At 60.0% G+C, this 19,150-nt stretch carries 15 protein-coding genes; 13 read left to right on the top strand and 2 right to left on the bottom strand.

The features are described 5' to 3' along the window. Positions 1-169 precede the first annotated feature (169 nt). The 8 genes from MARHY_RS00885 to MARHY_RS00850 all read left to right on the top strand — a co-directional run bounded on the left by MARHY_RS00885 (position 170) and on the right by MARHY_RS00850 (position 7,025). On the top strand, positions 170-967 hold the full coding sequence (locus tag MARHY_RS00885) for a MotA/TolQ/ExbB proton channel family protein (RefSeq protein ID WP_041654448.1): 798 nt from the start codon (positions 170-172) through the stop codon (positions 965-967). Then, positions 954-1,349 carry an ExbD/TolR family protein gene (locus tag MARHY_RS00880; RefSeq protein ID WP_014420161.1) on the top strand — a complete coding sequence of 132 codons (396 nt, stop codon included), beginning with the start codon at positions 954-956 and terminating at the stop codon, positions 1,347-1,349. The genes MARHY_RS00885 and MARHY_RS00880 overlap by 14 nt, the downstream gene beginning before the upstream one ends. Further along, positions 1,346-1,756: an ExbD/TolR family protein gene (locus MARHY_RS00875; RefSeq protein ID WP_014420160.1), complete on the top strand. Its 411-nt coding sequence runs from the start codon at positions 1,346-1,348 to the stop codon at positions 1,754-1,756. Before MARHY_RS00880 ends, MARHY_RS00875 begins: the two co-directional genes overlap by 4 nt. Next, entirely contained in the window at positions 1,753-2,508 is a 756-nt protein-coding gene (locus MARHY_RS00870; RefSeq protein WP_014420159.1) for a TonB family protein, read from the top strand. The genes MARHY_RS00875 and MARHY_RS00870 overlap by 4 nt, the downstream gene beginning before the upstream one ends. A 316-nt stretch (positions 2,509-2,824) precedes the next feature. Beyond that, a complete protein-coding gene (locus MARHY_RS00865) occupies positions 2,825-3,673 on the top strand; it encodes a formate/nitrite transporter family protein (protein ID WP_014420158.1) in 849 nt (282 codons plus the stop codon). A gap of 58 nt (positions 3,674-3,731) precedes the next feature. Further along, on the top strand, positions 3,732-5,471 hold the full coding sequence (locus tag MARHY_RS00860) for a bifunctional protein-serine/threonine kinase/phosphatase (RefSeq protein WP_014420156.1): 1,740 nt from the start codon (positions 3,732-3,734) through the stop codon (positions 5,469-5,471). Between the two features lie 207 nt (positions 5,472-5,678). Continuing rightward, a complete protein-coding gene (locus tag MARHY_RS00855) occupies positions 5,679-6,197 on the top strand; it encodes an Hcp family type VI secretion system effector (protein ID WP_011783759.1) in 519 nt (172 codons plus the stop codon). Between the two features lie 165 nt (positions 6,198-6,362). Further along, positions 6,363-7,025: a hypothetical protein gene (locus tag MARHY_RS00850; RefSeq protein WP_023007823.1), complete on the top strand. Its 663-nt coding sequence runs from the start codon at positions 6,363-6,365 to the stop codon at positions 7,023-7,025. 1 nt (position 7,026) lies between these two features. Here MARHY_RS00850 and MARHY_RS00845 read toward each other — a convergent pair whose 3' ends face one another. Continuing rightward, positions 7,027-9,702 (bottom strand): nitrate reductase, encoded by a 2,676-nt coding sequence (locus MARHY_RS00845; protein WP_050998993.1) that lies wholly within the window; start codon positions 9,700-9,702, stop codon positions 7,027-7,029. Positions 9,703-10,178: 476 nt separating this feature from the next. On the opposite strand from MARHY_RS00845, the gene MARHY_RS00840 reads away from it, so the two are divergent. The 3 genes from MARHY_RS00840 (at position 10,179) to MARHY_RS00830 (ending at position 13,602) form a co-directional block, all read left to right on the top strand. Next, complete coding sequence (locus MARHY_RS00840) at positions 10,179-11,543, top strand: CmpA/NrtA family ABC transporter substrate-binding protein (protein WP_022993434.1); 1,365 nt, start codon at positions 10,179-10,181, stop codon at positions 11,541-11,543. Positions 11,544-11,556: 13 nt separating this feature from the next. After that, the gene (locus MARHY_RS00835; RefSeq protein ID WP_014420151.1) at positions 11,557-12,549 is read left to right on the top strand and encodes an ABC transporter permease; all 993 of its coding nucleotides are present in this window, start codon (positions 11,557-11,559) and stop codon (positions 12,547-12,549) included. Between the two features lie 192 nt (positions 12,550-12,741). Then, positions 12,742-13,602: an ABC transporter ATP-binding protein gene (locus MARHY_RS00830; RefSeq protein WP_014420150.1), complete on the top strand. Its 861-nt coding sequence runs from the start codon at positions 12,742-12,744 to the stop codon at positions 13,600-13,602. A gap of 44 nt (positions 13,603-13,646) precedes the next feature. On the opposite strand, the gene MARHY_RS00825 is transcribed toward MARHY_RS00830, so the two are convergent. Next, on the bottom strand, positions 13,647-14,945 hold the full coding sequence (locus tag MARHY_RS00825) for a nitrate regulatory protein (RefSeq protein ID WP_014420149.1): 1,299 nt from the start codon (positions 14,943-14,945) through the stop codon (positions 13,647-13,649). A 232-nt stretch (positions 14,946-15,177) separates the two neighbouring features. Between MARHY_RS00825 and MARHY_RS00820 the strand changes: the two genes are divergently transcribed. Together MARHY_RS00820 and nirB are read left to right on the top strand one after the other, a co-directional pair. After that, a complete protein-coding gene (locus tag MARHY_RS00820) occupies positions 15,178-16,521 on the top strand; it encodes an NAD(P)/FAD-dependent oxidoreductase (protein WP_226374370.1) in 1,344 nt (447 codons plus the stop codon). A 27-nt stretch (positions 16,522-16,548) separates the two neighbouring features. Continuing rightward, positions 16,549-19,062: a nitrite reductase large subunit NirB gene (nirB, locus tag MARHY_RS00815; RefSeq protein ID WP_014420147.1), complete on the top strand. Its 2,514-nt coding sequence runs from the start codon at positions 16,549-16,551 to the stop codon at positions 19,060-19,062. Positions 19,063-19,150: the final 88 nt, after the last annotated feature.

Genomic DNA, 19,150 nt, shown 5'->3' with positions numbered 1-19,150 from the left:
ACTCCCGCTGCTCAGGTCCTCAGGCACTGGGCGCCCCTCACGAACACCAGATAGTTGCAAACGTCACCGAAAGTCTAACAAAGGCGGGCGGATACGTCAGATCGAGACTTGAAATTCTACTGATAATCGTTATTATTTAGGTCTATTTCGTCTCGCCGGGAATATCTGTATGGATTCCATTACTGCCACTTCCGCATCGCTGTTCGACCACGGACCACTCGGCCAACTGGTCGAAATGGGCGGTCCAGTCATGATCGTTCTGATCGCCATAGCTGCCATTGGCGTGATCACGTTCTTCTACCTGATGCTGTTCGGAACCTTCTACGCCCCGCGATTTACCCGGAAGTTGCGCTACCTGGTTCAGCAATGGCAGGCATCCCCGGCCCAGACTACCCCGGAAAAGACCAGAGCCGACGCTGGCTTGCTCGGGCGTACCAATCCACTGATGCATCTGCTGGTCAACACCATGACAGCCAGCAAGTGCAATCCGAATATCAGTGCTGTAAGGGAAACCGCCGTAAGGGATGCGCAAGCGGCGCTGGAACCTTTCGAGGCACCGTTAAAAATCATCGAAGTGATTGCCGCCCTGGCCCCCTTGCTGGGCCTTCTGGGTACCGTAATGGGCATGATGGAAGCATTCAGCGCGATGGCGGCGACCGATGGTCGCGCTAACGCCAGCCAGCTGTCCGGTGGTATCTATGAGGCGTTGACCACGACGGCCGCAGGCCTGGTGGTAGCCATTCCTTTTGCGGCGCTGGCGGCCTGGATTGAGTTCCGTCTGCGCCGGATTCACAAGACCATCAACAGTGCCCTTGTCAGCGTCTTCAACGTGTTGCCTGGCGACGAAACGGCCACAGCGGCAGACGTGGCCACACCGGCAGCCGAGCCCCGCCCTGAGAGGGCAGCAGAGGCGGACCGGAGTTATTCGGTCGGCGATAATCAGCGGCTGGCACATGCAGCTGGTTGACCCCCGGCCAAACCGCCCGATCCCCATCCGGATAACACCGCTGATCGATGTGGTGTTCATCCTGTTGGTGTTCTTTATGCTTACCACCCGGTTGTTACCGGTAGATTATCTGGAACTGGCGAACAATACCGGCCAGCAGAGCAGTGCCACAGGCGCCCCCCTGCCAGAGCTCAGGGTCAATGCCAATGGCACGGTACGCTGGAAGAAGAAAGACTTCGACCTGGCGCAGCTGCTGTCGACGCTGAACGCTGAAGGGGTAAGCGAAGCCAATCTCGCCACTACGCCCGATACCAGCCTGGCCCATTTCACCCGGACCCTCAGTGCGCTGGATAACGCCGGCATTGAACCTCACTGGAAGCGTACAAACACGCCTGACTCATGACAGACCTGGTTCCACCTCCATCAACCTCCGGCAAGGGCCTTCTGGAACGCGTTGAAGATGCGTTGCTGCCCTTGATCAATCTGGTGTTTCTGCTGCTGATGTTTTTCATTGTAGCGGGACAACTTACCAACGAACCGCTGCCAGAACTGCCTGGTACCGAGCAGAGTCCGGAACAGCAGGCACCCGAGGCCGACATGATGGTTCAGGCCGATGGCCAATGGCAGGTCGAAGGCAAGCACCAGACCCGTGAGAGTCTGCTTGCCGCGCTTCCGGCTCCGGATGAGAACGTACCCTTGAAGATTGCGGCGGATCAAAGCCTGACCATGACCGAGCTGGAGGACTTGCTCAGGACTCTGGAAGAGGGCGGTTATTCGGAAGTTCTGCTGCTCACGGAGCCTGCCACATGACAACAGCAGGTCGGCTACCCAAGGCCCTGTTCCTGATCATCGCCATGATCGCAACCGCCCTTGCAGCAATCCTGGCCACGCCCGAGGAAATCCTGGAGATGCCGGTTCTGGGCGACAGTGCCGTGAACACCGCCCCCGCAATCAAGATCAATCTCGCCGGCAGGAAATCGGTAGAGCCAAAGCCGGAGGTCGCGCCGGAACCCGAACCGGCTCCAGAGCCAGAACCGCAGCCCAAGCCAGAACCCAAACCAGAGCCCAAACCAGAGCCAAAGCCGGAACCGAAACCTGAACCCGTGCCAGAACCAGAACCTGAGCCAATACCAGAACCTGCCCCCACACCGCAGGAACCAGAATCCAGCACCACCGAGGCCGTGGCAGAAAGCCCAGAACAACCTCAGGGCGAAGAAGCGGACAGTAACACCAACCAAAGCGCGGTACCTTTACAGAATGCCGGTCAGTCGTCACAGGTAGACAGCTACCTGAGCAAGCTCAGCCGGCATCTGGCGCGCTATTACGAGTATCCTCGCCGTGCCCGCCGGCTAGGCCAGGAGGGTACACCGGTGATTGTCTTCGAGTTCCGGCGCGATGGCTCGCTGGTGGAACACTCGCTGCGCGACAGTTCCGGGCACTCATTGCTGGACGATGCTGCTTTGGCCATGCTGGCGCAAGCTGCGCCTCTGCCAGCCGTGCCGGACTCCATGCGCGGCAAGTCCTTCACCTACGCTCTGCCAGTCCGCTTTAATCTGCGCTGACTCATTCCCTGCCAGGCACCAAGGAAAGGCAGGGCGCACTCTGCCGGTGCGCCGGCCAGCACGGCAGGCACGAGACCGCAACCGATACCCTCACTCAACCTGTTGATTCTTAAATCAAACCCTGAAAGCTCTCAACACTGGCACACTCTCTGCTCAGACATCCTCAGCAGATAGCCTGTTCATCTTCATTCAGGCTGCCCGCGCACATTCTGTTCAGACGACGGCGTCTACTCATTCCTGCCCCTACCGGGCAGGCAATGAGGGCGCCGTTTTTTGTTGGCTCCAGATAACCAGAAAGCGATCAGGGGAACACACTATGTCTTACATCATGCCTTCGGAGTTCGTCACCAAGATGGTGGACGCCGGTGAATCAAAAATATACATGGCCACCCGGGATGTCCTCATCCGGGCCTTTATGGCCGGGGCGATCCTGGCACTGGCGGCGGTATTCGCCATTACCGTCGGCGTACAGACCGGCAGCCCGCTGGTCGGCGCACTGCTGTTTCCGGTCGGGTTCTGCATGCTTTATCTGATGGGGTTCGACCTGCTCACCGGGGTGTTCATGCTGACCCCGCTGGCCCTTCTCGACCGACGCCCCGGGGTGGATACCCGCGGCATCCTTCGAAACTGGGGCTGGGTGTTCCTGGGTAACTTCGGCGGCGCCCTGACGGTTGCCACCATCATGGCCTTTGTCTTCACTTACGGTTTCAACACTGAAGCCGGGGTGGTGGGCGACAAGATTGCCTCTATCGGTAAGGCCCGTACCCTGGGTTATGCCGAACATGGTGTGGCTGGCTGGTTCACTATCTTCCTGCGGGGTGTATTGTGTAACTGGATGGTGTCCATGGGCGTGGTGGGCGCGATGATCTCCACCACGGTCCAGGGCAAGGTGCTGGCCATGTGGATGCCGATCATGCTGTTCTTTTACATGGGCTTCGAGCATTCCATCGTCAACATGTTCCTGTTCCCGTTTGCCCTGATGATGGGCGGCGAGTTCGGTATCATGGACTACTTCATCTGGAACGAGATCCCCACCGTTCTGGGCAACCTGGTGGGCGGCCTGTCCTTCACTGGCCTGACGCTTTACGCCACCCACGTTCGTACCGCACCCAAGCGCACTCTGGCAACAGACTACCGCGAACCCGTCAGCGCCCGCAGCGCCTGATAACCACCAAGGCCCCGCCGGTGCCGCACACACCGGCAGGCTTCAGTGGCTCATCTTCATGTCCAACTGCGAACAGCTCACGATAGAAGCCGGACAATTCAGCAGCGCCGGCCGGAAACCCGCCAACCAGGATTTCCATGGCCTGCTGATACCCGACAATCACCAGCGCCACAGCAAGGGAATTGCGGCAGGGATTGCCGATGGCATCAGCTCCAGCAATGTCAGCCAGATCGCCAGTGAAGCGGCGGTGGCCGGCTTCCTGAGCGACTACTACTCAACCCCCGAGAGCTGGTCGGTGAAACAATCGGCCGAACGGGTGCTGAGGGCAAGTAATGCCTGGCTGCACGCCCAGACCCGACAAAGCCGATATCGCTATGACCAGGACCGGGGCTACGTCTGCACCTTCAGTGCCCTGGTTCTGAAATCCGCAACGGCGCACCTGTTTCATGTGGGAGACGCCCGTATCTACCGGCTTCAGGGCAACACTCTGGAACAACTCACAACCGACCACCGGGTCTGGCTTTCGGCCGAGGAAAGCTGCCTGAACCGGGCTCTTGGACTGAGCCCGCAACTGGATATCGAGTATCGCAGTCTCGCCCTGCACCGGAACGACGTGTTTCTGATGATGACCGATGGCGTTTACGAACGGCTCTCGGCCGGTGATATCACCCTTTGCCTTGCCGACAACGGGGACGATCTGGATCACGCCGCCCGGTCGCTGGCCCAACTCGCCCTGGAAAGGGGAAGTGAGGATAACCTGACGGTCCAGGTATTGCGGGTAACCCGGTTACCCTCTCGGACACAGGACGCCAGCGCCCAGAAAGCCTATCGCGAACTGCCATTCGCGCGCGAGCCCGCTCCCGGTGAGGTGCTGGACGGCTACCGAATCATCCGGGCCCTGCATATCAGCAGCCGAAGCCACGTTTACCTGGCCAGGGATGAGAGGTCCGGGAAGCAAGTCGCAATTAAGTTCCCGGCGATGGAGTTGCGGCAATATCCGGATGAGCTGGAGCGATTCGTCACTGAACGCTGGATTGCCCAGCGCGTTCAGAGCCCCCATGTGGTTGCCATCTTTGCCCCGGAGCGTCCGCAAAGTTGCCTGTATCTGGCTACTGACTTTGTAGAAGGTTGTACCTTGCGGCAATGGATGCTTGATCACCCGCAGCCAGATCTGGAAACCGTGCGACAACTGGCCGAGCAGATTATCCGGGGGCTCAGGGCCTTCCACCGGCTGGAAATGGTGCACCAGGATCTGAAACCCGAAAATGTCCTGATCTCACCGGATGGCCGCGCCATGCTGGTCGATTTCGGAGCCACCCGGGTCGCCGGTCTGGAAGAAGCGGGCAAGCCTGCCGCTTGCTATCCGGTTGGAGCCGCCCTCTACTCGGCGCCGGAGCTCTTTCTCGGCGAACCCGGCAGCTGGCAGTCGGACCAGTACGCCCTGGGCGTGATTATCTATCAACTATTAACCGGGCGCCTGCCCTACCATACCGATGTACCCCGCATCCGCACTCGCAAACAACTACAGGCTCTGACATACCGGCCCGCCAGGGCCTGGCGTGAAGACCTGCCGCCGTGGCTGGATGCCACCCTGGCCCGGGCTACCCATCCGGAGCCCCATCGCCGCTACCCGGCGCTATCAGAACTGCTCTACGAACTCCGACACCCCGGACGGGACTGGCGTGCCCGACACCATCCACCTCTCATGGAGCGGCATCCGGTGCGTTTCTGGCAAGGCGTCTCGGCCCTGCTCCTGCTGGCGCTATTAACCTCCCTGGCCGGTGGCTCCTGGAACTGAGCCCCGGGCCATTTATTGCCCGGCCAGCAAAAGCTCGCCCGCCCGCCAAGCAACGCCTTGCCCGAAGACACTCAGACAATGCCCGAACTCCACGTAACTAGTTGTTATATCGCTACATTCAACAACTGGCACGGCGATTGTTACCTATTATGCCGTCCAGGGAACATCCTTGGGACACTCATTCACAACATTGTCATGGAGCAGACTATGCCAACTCCTTGTTATATCAGCATCGAAGGCCAAACCCAGGGTAACATCACCGCTGGCGCGTTCACTTCCGATTCCGTAGGCAACATCTACGTTGAAGGTCATGAAGACGAAGTGCTGGTCCAGGAATTCAGCCACGTTGTTACCGTTCCGACGGATCCCCAGTCCGGCCAGCCTTCCGGTCAGCGTGTTCACAAGCCGTTCAAGTTCACTGCGGCCCTGAACAAAGCCACTCCGCTGATGTACAACGCCCTGGCTTCCGGCGAAATGCTGCCGAAGGTAGAGCTGAAGTGGTACCGCACTTCCGTAGAAGGCAAACAGGAGCACTTCTTCTCCACCATCCTGGAAGATGCCACCATCATCAACATCGATTGCAACATGCCCCACTGCCAGGATCCGGCCAAGGCCGAGTTCACCCAACTGGTAGAAGTATCCCTGGCCTACCGTAAGGTTACCTGGGAACACGCTGTTGCCGGCACTTCCGGTGCTGACGACTGGCGTTCCCCGGTCGAAGCCTGATCCCTCAGGTTCGATCGCAGGAAAACGGCTGGCCCTCGGGCCGGCCGTTTTTGTTTTCACCAGCAAATTACTGGAAAATAGCTGCCTGACATTCGAGATCAAGCGCCACCGGTACATTTTGTGACCCCCACTCAATCGCAAACAGCAAGGCAGATTGGCACCCTCATGTGCCAGACCACCCGGGACATTCTCTGGACGCCGGCTGAAGGCTGGGTTCAGCAGGCAAATCCGGGCGCCGGGCTGGCATTGCGGGTCGGCTCGGGCCAGGCCACCTACCACCGTTTTGATCCTCGAAAGAAACAGCACCTGATTACCTACGGAGCCCGGATGATCGCCGCCAAGCATCAACCGGCCACCGCCCAGGGCTGGCTATCAACCCGTGAGATCCGTGGCCGGGGTTATTTCGGGGGCGAGGTAACTGTGCTGAACCTGTTGGCGCATACCTGCTGCCATGAGTTTGCCCATTTGCTGCAGCACAGCGCCGGGCAACGGCATTACGGCTCCGTTCACAACCGGCATTTCTATGAAGCCCTGGACGAGCTGCATCATAGCGGTGCAGCCGACGCTACCCGACGTTACCTGTCCGGGCTGGCCAGCGACTGCGGGATAGCGCTACCCAGTAGACCCTTTGAATTTCCGAGTCCCGCTGCGGAGCACCGGCGCTGGCAGGTGGGGGACTCGGTGGTGTTCGGCGATGGCCGGCGCGAGAAGCGGGGCCAGGTGGTACGCGTTAACCGCAAGACCTGCACGGTGACTGTCAGCCAGCATGCCCGGATCCTTCGCTATCGGGTACCATTGTCGCTGCTTAGGCGGGCGGCCGCGGCCTGATTCAGGCAGGTTCCCGAGCCCCGGTGCGCGCCAGCAGGCCCCGGATCTCCGGCAAACAGGAGCCACAGTTGGTGCCACACTTCAGCTGCTCACCCAGTGCTTCGGGGCTGGCCATGCCCTGTTCAATGGCCTGGGCAATCTGGTGCTCACCCACGCCAAAACAACTGCAGATAATCGGCCCTGACGCTTCCCCTTCCACTGTGCCTGCCGCCAGTAACGAGCGGCGTTGTTCCGGCGCCAGCTCACCTTTGCCAAAACAACTGTCCAGCCAGTCCAGATCCGGCATGGTCTGGACACAGGGCTCAACCAGCAACACGGCGTCCAGTCGATCGCCACTAAGCCAGGCGGCCCGGTAGCGCTGTCTCGCTCGGTCTTCCATAACCAGTTCCGGTTCCCGCGAAAAACACCGGTGCCCCCAGTCCCGCCAGTTCATCTCGTGGCCACCGGCGAACCACCAGCCGTGACTGTGCGGCAGGCGCTGGCAGCTCCAGTAGGCAAGAGCGGTGTGGTCCAACGAGGCAAGGCGGGGATCACGCAGCAATAGCCTCGCCTGCCAGCGGGTCACCAGAGGCCGGATGGTCGCCACACCATGCTTGCCTTCTGGCTGACCGGAAATGGGGTCCACAACCGGACGGATCAGGCTGGACGCCAAAGCAGAGGAGGCAAACCGGCCATTCCAGTGGATGGGCACAAACACTTCACCTGTGCGCTGGCCGGTGCTGCCCCGGACCCGGCCAACGTAGCCTGCATTACCCGGCCCACGCAGCACTGCCAGGGCACCTTCAATCAAACCAAAGCCGGCAATGTCCGCCGGGTGCAACTCTATGAACGGCTCGCTGCGATGGGCAAACAGCCTGGGTGCCAGGGCCGTTCGGGTCATGGTATGCCATTGGTCACGGATTCGGCCGGTATTCACCACCAGCGGGTACCGGTGTCCAGGCAGCTGCCCGGGCGGCAAACTGGACACGGGCACCAATCGTGCCCGGCCATCCGGCGTGGGAAATTGCCCGTTCCCAAATAGCCGACGGGTTTGCAACCAGGCCCCGGGGTTACCATCCGTGACCGGCCACTGCACCGGCGCCAGCTCGTCGTACTCCTGATTGCTGAGTTGAGACAAGGCGGAGATATTGAACACACGCTCGCCTCCGTTACCATAACCGGACAACACCGCATGTTCGCGAAAGATATCGGCAGGGCATGTGTAATCGAAAGCATGAGCATGGCCCAGCGAACAGGCAACGTCCCGAATAATCTGCCAGTCCGGCCGGACCTGCTCTGGCAGGGGCAGAAACCGGCGTTGGCGTGAAATGCGCCGTTCGGAATTGGTCACCGTTCCATCTTTCTCGCCCCAACCGGCAGCCGGCAAGAGAATATCGGCAAACTGCGTGGTATCGGTCTGGGCCACACAATCCGAGACAATCAGAGTCTGGCAACGGGACAATGCCTGGTGAATACGTTCACTGCCCGGCAGGCTGACTGCGGGGTTGGTGCCCATCACCCAGAGTACCCGGATCTCTCCCCGATGGACTGCCTCGAACAGGTCCACCGCTTTATGGCCGGGACCACCGGCCATCTGCTCGCTGTGCCAGAAATCCGAAACCCTGAGCAAAGCGCCCGGGGTGTCATAATCCATATGGGCTGCCAGAGTATTGGCCAGCCCGCCAACTTCACGGCCACCCATGGCATTGGGTTGTCCCGTCAGCGAAAACGGGCTCGCTCCCGGTCGGCCCACCCGGCCAGTAGCCAGATGGCAGTTAATGATGGCGTTGGCCTTATCCGTACCAGCAACCGACTGATTAATGCCTTGGGAAAACGCGGTCACTGTCCGTCCGGTGTCTGCAAACCATCGATAGAAACACTCCACCTCTTCTACTGCCAGATCGCAGCCCCTGGCTACCGCTTGCACGGAAGGCGCACAGGATCGGGCGATCGCCAGGGTTTCCTCGAAGCCGTTACAATGCTCTGCAAGGTAGTCCTCCGCCAGGGCCCCGTGATCGTGCAGCCAGACCAGCAGGCCATTGAATAACAGGGTGTCGGTTCCGGGGCGAAGCTGAAGGTGCAGATCAGCGAGGTCCGCTGTCGCTGTCTTTCTGGGATCGATGACCACCACTCTCCGTCCCTGACGGCGCGCGGCACTCATTCGCTGGTACAGTACCGGGTGGGCCCAGGCGGCGTTGCTGCCCGCGAGCACCAGCAGGTCCGCCAGCTCAAGATCCTCGTAGCAACCGGGAACACAGTCCTCGCCAAAAGCACGCTTATGTGCCGCAACGGCCGAGGACATGCACAGTCTGGAATTGGTATCCACATGCGGTGTGCCGATGAACCCCTTTGCCAGCTTGTTGGCAATGTAATAATCCTCCGTGAGTAACTGCCCGGAAAGATAGAAGGCCACGGATTCCGCGCCATGCTCCCGCACCGAGTCGGAAATGGCTCCGGCGACCCGGTCAATGGCTTCCTCCCATGTCACCTCATAGCCTGCAACCTTTGGCACCAGCAACCGGCTGGCATCCTCCAGCGTCTCGTGCAAGGCAGAACCTTTGACGCAAAGCCGCCCGCCATTGGCTGGGTGCTGATGATCGCCTTCGACATGGCCAGGGGCGGCCAGAACACCGCAGCCAACACCACAGTAAGGGCAGGTGGTGGCAATAGAGTCCGCTGGCGTGTCGTGGTGTTTCATGCTGTTCCTCGCTCTTGAACCAAAAAAGCCCACCACCCGGTTTCCGTTTCCAGAGCCGGGGGGCGGGCTTCGTTGCCTGTGTTGTCTGCCATAAAAGAAAGCAATTAGGGGGCCAGCGCACGATTTGATGTCTCCAAGGGCCTTGAATGACGCCTGGTGCGCCTGTCGAAGCCAGTTGCACCGCTAAATAGCTTCCTTGAAAAGCCTATCGATGGGCGTTCACCTTGGTGCAAAGGGCGATTTTCTGCACCAAAACCACCCCGGCAAAGCACGGGCTTCCCCTGCTGGAACGACCAGGGCTCCCGCAACTTACTGAAATACATGAATAGTCCTGGATGGCACGGCTTGTGCTGAGTGATTAGTGAACCATCACGACATCACAGCTCTCATTTACAGGCATCGGCGCCTGCTCTCCGGCAACGGAGGCAGGCGCTTTTTTTTGCGCGTCTGAAATGAGAGAACCGAGAGGCATCACGATGAAGACAGTGAACCATTATGTTCGACCTTTACTGACCGCCACCCTGATCGGCCTGAGTTCCCTGGCCCAGGCCGATATTGGCCCGGCGGAGAAACCCGATCTCAAGCTTGGCTTTATCAAACTCACGGATATGGCGCCCCTGGCGGTTGCCTGGGAACAGGGCTACTTCATGGACGAAGGGTTATTCGTAGAACTCGAAGCCCAGGCGAACTGGAAGGTGCTGCTGGACCGGGTCATCACCGGTGAACTGGATGGTGCCCACATGCTGGCCGGCCAACCCCTGGGCGCATCCATAGGCTATGGCACCCAGGCCGATATCATCACCGCCTTCAGTATGGACCTCAACGGCAACGGTATTACCGTGTCCAACGACGTCTGGGAAGCGATGAAACCAAACCTGGAAATGGAAGGTGATCATCCAGAACACCCGATTTCAGCCAGCGCACTGAAGCCGGTGGTTGAGCAGACCCGCGCCAACGGCGAGCGCTTCCGCATGGGCATGGTGTTTCCGGTGTCCACCCACAATTACGAACTGCGTTACTGGCTGGCCGCCGGTGGCCTGAATCCCGGCTTCTACGCGCCCCAGCGCGGCGATACCAGCGGCACCCTCCAGGCCGATGTGCACCTCTCCGTGACACCGCCGCCCCAGATGCCCGCCACCATGGAAGCAGGCACCATACAGGGCTACTGCGTGGGCGAGCCCTGGAATCAGCAGGCGGTTTTCAAGGGCATCGGTGTACCGGTGATTACCGATTATGAAATCTGGCCCAACAACCCGGAAAAGGTGTTCGGGGTCACCGAAGCCTGGGCCGAGCAGAACCCCAATACCCACCTTCGGTTACTGCGGGCTCTGATCCGCGCAGCTTACTGGCTGGACGAAAACCAGAATGCTAACCGGGAGGCCGCCGTGGACATCCTTGCCCGCCCCAGCTACGTGGGGGCCGACAGGGAAGTCATTGCCAACTCCATGACCGGTACCTTCGAGTATGAAAAGGGCGATGTCCGGGAAGTACCGGATTTCAACGTCTTTTTCCGCTACCACGCTACCTATCCGTATCCGTCTGATGCGATCTGGTACCTGAGTCAGATGCGGCGCTGGGGCCAGATTCCCGAAGCAAAATCCGACGACTGGTATATGAAGACCGCAGCCCGGGTGTATCGGGGCGATCTTTACGCCGAAGCGGCCCAGTCACTGATCGAGGACGGCCTGATGACCGCCAGTGATTTCCCGGACTTTGCCCAGGAGAATTTTGAACGCCCCATGCAGGGTGAGCTGATTGACGGCGTCCCTTTCACTCCGCGCGAACCCAATGCCTACATCAACCGTTTCAGTATCGGCCTGAAAGGGTCGGAGACACCGTAAGGGAGGGCCTGACATGACAACGTTCAGTGCAAGAATCGGTCAGTCCATGGCCAGTGGCAGCCGCCAGCTACTTTCCGGTCTGCAACCGGGCGAATGGCTCAGCCAGGGCAAGCAGCTGCTGTTACCACTGGTTGGTATTCTGGTCTTCCTGGGCTTTTGGCATCTGGCCGCGCCACAGGTGGAAACCTCCCTGGGGGCCTTTCCCGGCCCGGTGCAGGTGTGGGAACAGTCCGGACAACTGTGGCAGGAGCATATCGGCCAGCGGGAGCGGGCCGATAAGTTCATCGCCATGCAGGAGGAGCGTAATGCCCGCATTCTGGCCGACAACCCGGAGGCAGACGTCCGTATTCGGGCTTACCCCGGCGCACCCACCTTTCTCGACCAGGTGGTCACCAGCCTGCTGACGGTGCTGGCCGGTTTCGCCCTGGCGTCGCTGATTGCCGTACCTCTGGGCATTGTGTTTGGCCTCAACCGGTATTTCCAGGCGGCGGTGAACCCATTGATACAGATCTTCAAACCGGTCTCTCCGCTGGCCTGGCTGCCGCTGGTGACCATGGTGGTATCGGCCACCTATGTCAGTGACGATCCAATGTTCGAGAAGTCGTTCCTGACCTCGATGATTACGGTCACTCTGTGCAGTCTCTGGCCAACACTGATCAACACCAGCGTTGGAGTGGCAGCGGTAAACCCCGACCTGCTGAACGTCTCCCGGGTACTTCGGCTGTCGTTCTGGACCCACGTTCGCAAGGTGGTGTTGCCTTCGTCGGTGCCGATGATCTTTACCGGCTTGCGGGTGTCGCTGGGCATTGCCTGGATGGTGCTGATTGCCGCCGAGATGCTGGCGCAGAGTCCGGGGCTGGGCAAGTTTGTCTGGGATGAGTTCCAGAATGGCAGTAGCCAGTCTTTGAGTCGGATTATGGTGGCGGTGCTGGCCATCGGGTTTATCGGGTTTTTGCTGGATCGGGTCATGCTGTTGATTCAGCGGAAGGTGGCCTGGAATGAGTGACCGACTTTTACCTGTGGCCTCACTTAACCCTGAAATCTCTGACGGCGGAGCATGCCGCACCGGGTGGGTAGTGCCTCCCGGGACACGCGGTGAATACGTCCCTGTAAGCTCCGCAAAAACATCCATGTTTTTGAGGGTCCCGGGAGGCACTACCCACCCGGCGCTCGTCTGACCTGTTTAGGGGATCCTGCTATGGCTAAATCACATCTTGAACTAACCGGTGTTGAAATGGCGTTTGATACGCCGAAAGGACCGTTCATTGCCCTGGACAATGTGAACCTGAAGATCCAGAAAGGGGAGTTTGTTTCACTGATCGGCCATTCCGGCTGCGGAAAATCGACGGTGCTGAACATTGTTGCCGGGTTACTGCAGGCCTCCAGGGGTGGCTGTGTGCTGGATGGGCATGAGGTAAATTCGCCCGGTCCCGAGCGGGCGGTGGTGTTTCAGAATCATGCCCTGATGCCTTGGTTAACGGTGTATGAAAACGTGGAACTGGCAGTCCGGCAGGTGTTTCGCAAGTCGATGACCCGGCAGGAGCGCAAGGACTGGATTACCCATAACCTGGAACTGGTGAATATGGCCCACGCCGCCAACAAGCGGCCGGGCGAGATTTCCGGGGGGATGGCGCAACGGGTGGGCATCGCCCGGGCATTGGCCATGAAACCCAGTGTGTTGCTGATGGATGAGCCGTTCGGGGCGCTGGATGCCCTGACACGGGCCCATTTGCAGGATTCGCTGATGGAAATTCAGCAGGAGCTGAACAATACCGTGATCATGATTACCCACGATGTGGACGAGGCGGTGCTGTTGTCCGACCGCATTATCATGATGACCAACGGCCCTGCCGCCACGGTGGGGGAAGATCTGCACATTGATCTGCCAAGGCCTCGCAATCGTGTGGCCCTGGCGGATGATGCCAAATATGTGCATTACCGGCAGGAGGTGTTGTCGTTCCTGTACGAGAAACAGCGCAAGCTGGAGTCACTGAACAGTCGCCGCGGCAGCAGTGCAAAACCCGAGGCGCCGGCAGCCAGGCATTCAGCTTCGGCCTGACTTTATGCCGGGGCGGGGCGCCCCGTCCCGGCCTGGTTCAAGTATCAGCTTAAGACCCCTGCCATGGATACCAGTGCCCGGGCGACTTCGGGCAGTCGCTTGCCCTGGTCCATGGCCAGTTTTCGCAGCAGGCGGTGGGCTTCGTCATTGCTGATGTTGCGGTGTTCCATCAACAGCAGGACGGCCTTTTCCTGGGTACGACGATCTTCCAGAGCTTCTTTGGCACTCTGCAATTCTTCAGACATCTGGCGCAGGCGGCGGGTCTGTTCCTGGACCAGGTCAAAGATGGATCGGCCTGATTGCTGCCCGACACCTTCCCCGGCCCACGCATCGGCAGCTCCGGCCTCTACACCGTTATCGCAAACCACCAGCACGGGCGTTGTGGAGGCATGGCGTTGTTCCAGCGAGGCCAGCAGGGTTTCCTGATGAGCCAGGGAGTGACGCGCTTCGGTATAGCGCTCCACACAGCGATGGTGGAAAGCGCTCTCAACCGAATCCTCAATCTTCTTCAGATCGTCCATGCGCTCTGTCATCAGATTGAACCAGCGGTCGGCCATGTCTTTATCCAGAGACTTATAGGGCCCGACCGAAACGGCCATCTGTCGCATCCGCTCAATTTCCAGTTCCCGCGGGTGAGCGCGCAGGGCTTGCCAGAGCGACAGGCTCTCCTCACTGGCGAAGCCGACAAAGACCTCAAAACACCGCTCCTGCGCTTCAACCAGGTGCATCATGCGCCGTGACAGTGCGTTATCGAAGTGTCCGCTGGAGAACCCCGCGGAACCTGCGGCCCGCTCCTGACCACAATATTCCTTTCCGTTCATGACATGCACCATGGCCACAAGCAGTCCCGCAATCGAAGGCTCTGCCACGGTTTCTGCCGCTTCGAAAACAACCGTAATCAGTTGATGAATACTGTCGCAGAACCACTCCGTGGCCTCCGAAACACTGGCCTCCTGGTCATTCACCCGCTGCCGCAACCCGGGCAGTTGGTCGAGGCTGTGCAGGGCGCTGGCGATGTGCCCGAGCAGTGGGCTGCTGACCGGATGGGTGGTGAGGTCCTCCTGAATGTCTGCCAATGCCTGCCGGAAGGTAGCGGCCAACTGGTCGTTTTCCTTGACCATGGCGGTACGTTCCCGGGCAAAGCGTTGGCAACCGGACCCCAGATAAAGATTGGTGGCGCCTCGCTCCCGTTGCAGGCCATGGACCAGATTGCCCACGCTCTGCACCAACCGCCCCATCTGCAGAAAGTACTCCAGATTACGGATCTCACACTGGCGGGAGGCCATCAGAAATTCCGCAGCAGTCGCTGTCGCGGTCATACGGGGATGGCGTTTGGTGTTCATGGTGCAGCTCCTGGTGTCGGTACACAGTTGGTTCCTTTCTACCCGGACTGCAGCAATTTACAGGCCAGTCATTCCGGCCCAATCATCGTGCGTTTCGCCCCATCCCGGGGCACCCTTTTGATGCCCACGAGCCGGACTCCTTCAGCGGACTCACCTAAGCCATTGAATAATAAAGCCTGAAAAAGTTGGCACGGAGATCGCTAACACTTAGACAAGGACGACTGTCCCGGCCATGGAATCAGGCCGGACCATCAGATCATTGTTGTTGGCATTGGTGCCGGACCATCTGTTCTCTTCGGAGAGCATGATGCTCCGGCTTTTTTCGTTGCTGGAGGCACTCAGTTCCATGGAACACACACAGGATAACCCACTGGTGATCTGCGGCCATGGCATGGTCGCGCAGCGGCTGCTGGAGCAACTGGTAGCCCAGGGGCATCCGTTCAGTCGCATTGTGGTGTTTAACGGTGAGCCCTTCGCTGCCTACAACCGGATCCAGTTGTCGTCATTGCTGGCCGATCAGATTCAGGAAACCGATCTGGAACTGAAACCCTGGCAGTGGTTCCACAAGCACCGAATAGAGGTACACCAGCATGAGCCTGTCACCCATATCAGTCCGGGCCAGCGCCAGGTAACAACCGCCTGTGGTCGCACCCAGTCCTATCACACGCTGGTGCTGGCCACCGGAGCACAGCCCTCCCGCCTTGGCCTCCCCGGTGAAGACCTTGACGGCGTGATGAACTTCCGGAATCTGGCCGACACTCGCACGCTGATCCGGCAGGCAAAGTCACACCGTCGCGCCGTGGTCATCGGCGGAGGCTTTCTCGGTCTTGAGGCGGCCGAAGGGCTCAGGACCCGGGGCATGGACGTTACGGTGCTGCACCGCAGCGGTCATCTGCTCAACCGACAGCTGAACCCGATCGCCGGCGATATCCTGAAGCAGAAGTTACAGCAGCGGGGGCTGAGTATCCGAACCGGCACCTCGCCGGTCTCCCTGCTCGGTCGGAATCAGGTCCGCGCCGTGGAACTGAGTGACGGCACGGTACTGGCCACGGACCTGGTGGTTATTGCTACCGGTATTGAACCCAACAAGGGATTGGCAGCTGACGCCGGCCTCAACTGTGACCGGGGTATTCGAGTCACTCCGAACCTGATGACGTCCAACCGGCATATCTACGCACTGGGTGAGTGCTGTCAGTTTCAGGAACACACCTTTGGTCTGGTCGAACCCGGTTACGAGCAGGCCCGGATCCTGGCACAGCTTCTTTGCCAGGTGCCGGGAGCCAGAACATTTGAGCCCGGAGAAGTCGCCACCCGACTGAAAATCAGCGATCTGCCCATTTTTTCCTGTGGCCGGGTAGTCCCCGGCGAGCATACCGAAATTGTTGAATGGCAGGACCGAACCCACGCGGTCTACGGCCAACTGCTGCTGGATAGCAACCGGCTGGCCGGCGCCATCCTGCTGGGCGATACCGCCAACGGCCCCTGGTACAGCGAACTGATTCGCTCCGGCGCCGATGTCTCCCGCTACCGGGACACCATCGCTTTCGGCAAAACCTATTGCGACGCAGCAGCCTGATAGGCTGCCAAGAGAGAGGACAGCAAGATGAGTAAACAGACCCTGATCGTGATCGGCAACGGTATGGTTGGCCATCACTTCCTGGAACAGTTCAGCCAGTCCCCGGCGGCCGAGACCTACCGGGTGATCGTGTTCGGTGAAGAGAAGCAGCTGGCCTACGACCGGGTGCATCTGTCGGAATACTTCACCGGATCCACTCACGCTGACCTCGCCATGGGCACAGCAGACTGGTACGCGGAACAGGGCATCGATCTTCGCCTGAATGAGCCGGTCACCGCCATCGACCGGAACACCCGCGTGCTGACGACACCGAAAGGCGAGTACACCTACGATCAACTGGTGCTGGCCACCGGCTCCTACCCGTTCGTACCGCCCATTAAGGGCAACGATCAGGATGGCTGCTTTGTGTACCGAACCCTGGACGATCTGGATGCCATTCAGGCCAGCGCCCAGTCAGCGAAAACCGGTGTCGTGGTGGGCGGCGGTCTGCTGGGGCTGGAAGCGGCAAACGCCCTGAAAAGCCTGGGGCTGCAGGCCCATGTGGTGGAATTTGCCCCGCGCCTGATGCCTGTGCAGCTGGACGATCAGGGTGGCGCCCTTTTGCGCCAGAAGATCGAGGATCTGGGCGTGCAGGTGCACACCGAGAAGGCCACCACGGCCATTGTTCCGGGCAGCGACGCGCGGCTGAGGATGAACTTCGCCGACGACAGCCATCTGGAAACCGATCTGATTGTGTTTTCCGCCGGCATCCGTCCCCAGGATACCCTGGCCCGGGCCTGCGGCCTGGATGTGGGCGAACGCGGCGGGATTGTGGTCAACAATCAATGCACCACCTCAGACCCGAACATTCACGCTATCGGTGAATGCGCACTCTGGAACAATCGCATCTTCGGACTGGTGGCTCCGGGTTACACCATGGCGCGCACCCTGTCGGCCGCTTTGAACAAAGACACCGGTGCGGCCTTTACCGGTGCCGATATGAGCACCAAGCTCAAGCTGCTGGGGGTGGATGTGGGCTCCATCGGCGATGCCCACGGCCAGACCCCGGGTGCACGCAATATCCGTTTTCACGATGAGCAGGCCGGCCACTACCGGCGCATGGTGGTGAGCCAGGACGGTAAGACTCTGCTGGGCGCCATTCTGGTAGGCGACAACGGCCCTTACGATACCCTGCTGCAGTACGCCCTCAATGGCATTGAGCTGCCAGCCAACCCGGAGGCGCTGATTCTGCCGGAAAGCGAAGGTGGCGCGCCTGCCCTGGGGGCCGACGCCCTGCCGGACACAGCCTCCATCTGTTCCTGCCACAACGTCACCAAGGGCGATATCTGCGGTGCCATTGACGCCGGTTGCTCCGACCTGGGCGGCGTCAAGACTGAAACAAGGGCCAGTACCGGCTGCGGTGGCTGTGCGGCTTTACTGAAGAAGGTGGTGGACAGCGAGCTGGAAAAGCGCGGCGTGGAGGTGTGTACCGACCTTTGCGAACATTTCCCCTACACCCGACAGGAACTGTTTCATCTGGTGAAGGTGAACGGTATCCGCACCTTCCGGGGCCTGCTCAAACAATACGGCAAGGGCCAGGGCTGTGACATCTGCAAACCAACGGTGGGCTCCATTCTGGCCACTTGCTGGAACGAGCACATTCTGGCCACCGACCACGTACCCCTGCAGGACACCAACGACACCTTCATGGCCAACATGCAAAAGAACGGCACTTACTCGATTGTGCCGCGCATTCCCGGCGGTGAAATTACTCCGGACAAGCTGATTGTGCTGGGCGAGGTGGCCAGGGAGTACAACCTGTACACCAAGATCACCGGCGGCCAGCGTGTGGATCTGTTCGGCGCCACCCTGAGCGAGCTGCCGGAGATCTGGGAGAAGCTGATCGCCGCCGGTTTTGAGACCGGCCACGCCTACGGCAAGTCCCTGCGCACGGTGAAGTCCTGCGTGGGCAGCACCTGGTGCCGCTACGGCGTGCAGGACAGCGTGGGCATGGCGATTACCCTGGAGAACCGCTACAAGGGCCTGCGAGCGCCGCACAAGGTGAAGATGGCGGTGTCCGGCTGCACCCGTGAATGCGCGGAGGCCCAGAGCAAGGATTTCGGGGTAATTGCCACGGAGAAGGGCTGGAACCTGTATGTGTGTGGCAATGGCGGGATGCGGCCGCGGCATGCGGATCTGTTTGCCACCGATCTGTCGGATGAGGAGCTGATCCGCACCATCGACCGGGTGGTGATGTTCTATGTGCGCACGGCGGACCGGCTGCAGCGGACGTCGGTCTGGATGGAGAATCTGGAAGGTGGCCTGGAGTATCTGAAGCAGGTGGTGCTGGAGGACAGCCTCGGCATTGGCGAGGAGCTGGAGCAGCATATGGCGGATCTGGTGGATACCTATCAGTGCGAGTGGAGGACCGCCGTGGAGGATCCGGAGAAGCGTAAGCGGTTCCGGGAGTTTGTGAATGCGCCGGAACAGAAGGATCCGGTGCAGCGTTGGACTTCGGAGCGGGGGCAGCGTAGGCCGGAACTGGAGGCGGTTTCTTCGTAGCCTTCTGGTTTTGGGGCGGAGCACGGGGGCCGGGGTAATTTTCTTCTGGAAAAAATAACTCGCTTTGCTCAGACATCTTTTTTCCTGC

The sequence above is a fragment of the Marinobacter nauticus ATCC 49840 genome (assembly GCF_000284615.1).
In the GTDB taxonomy this organism is placed as follows: domain Bacteria; phylum Pseudomonadota; class Gammaproteobacteria; order Pseudomonadales; family Oleiphilaceae; genus Marinobacter; species Marinobacter nauticus.
The sequence above is the reverse complement of the archived record's forward strand: the minus strand, read 5'-3'. Positions and strand labels throughout refer to the sequence as shown.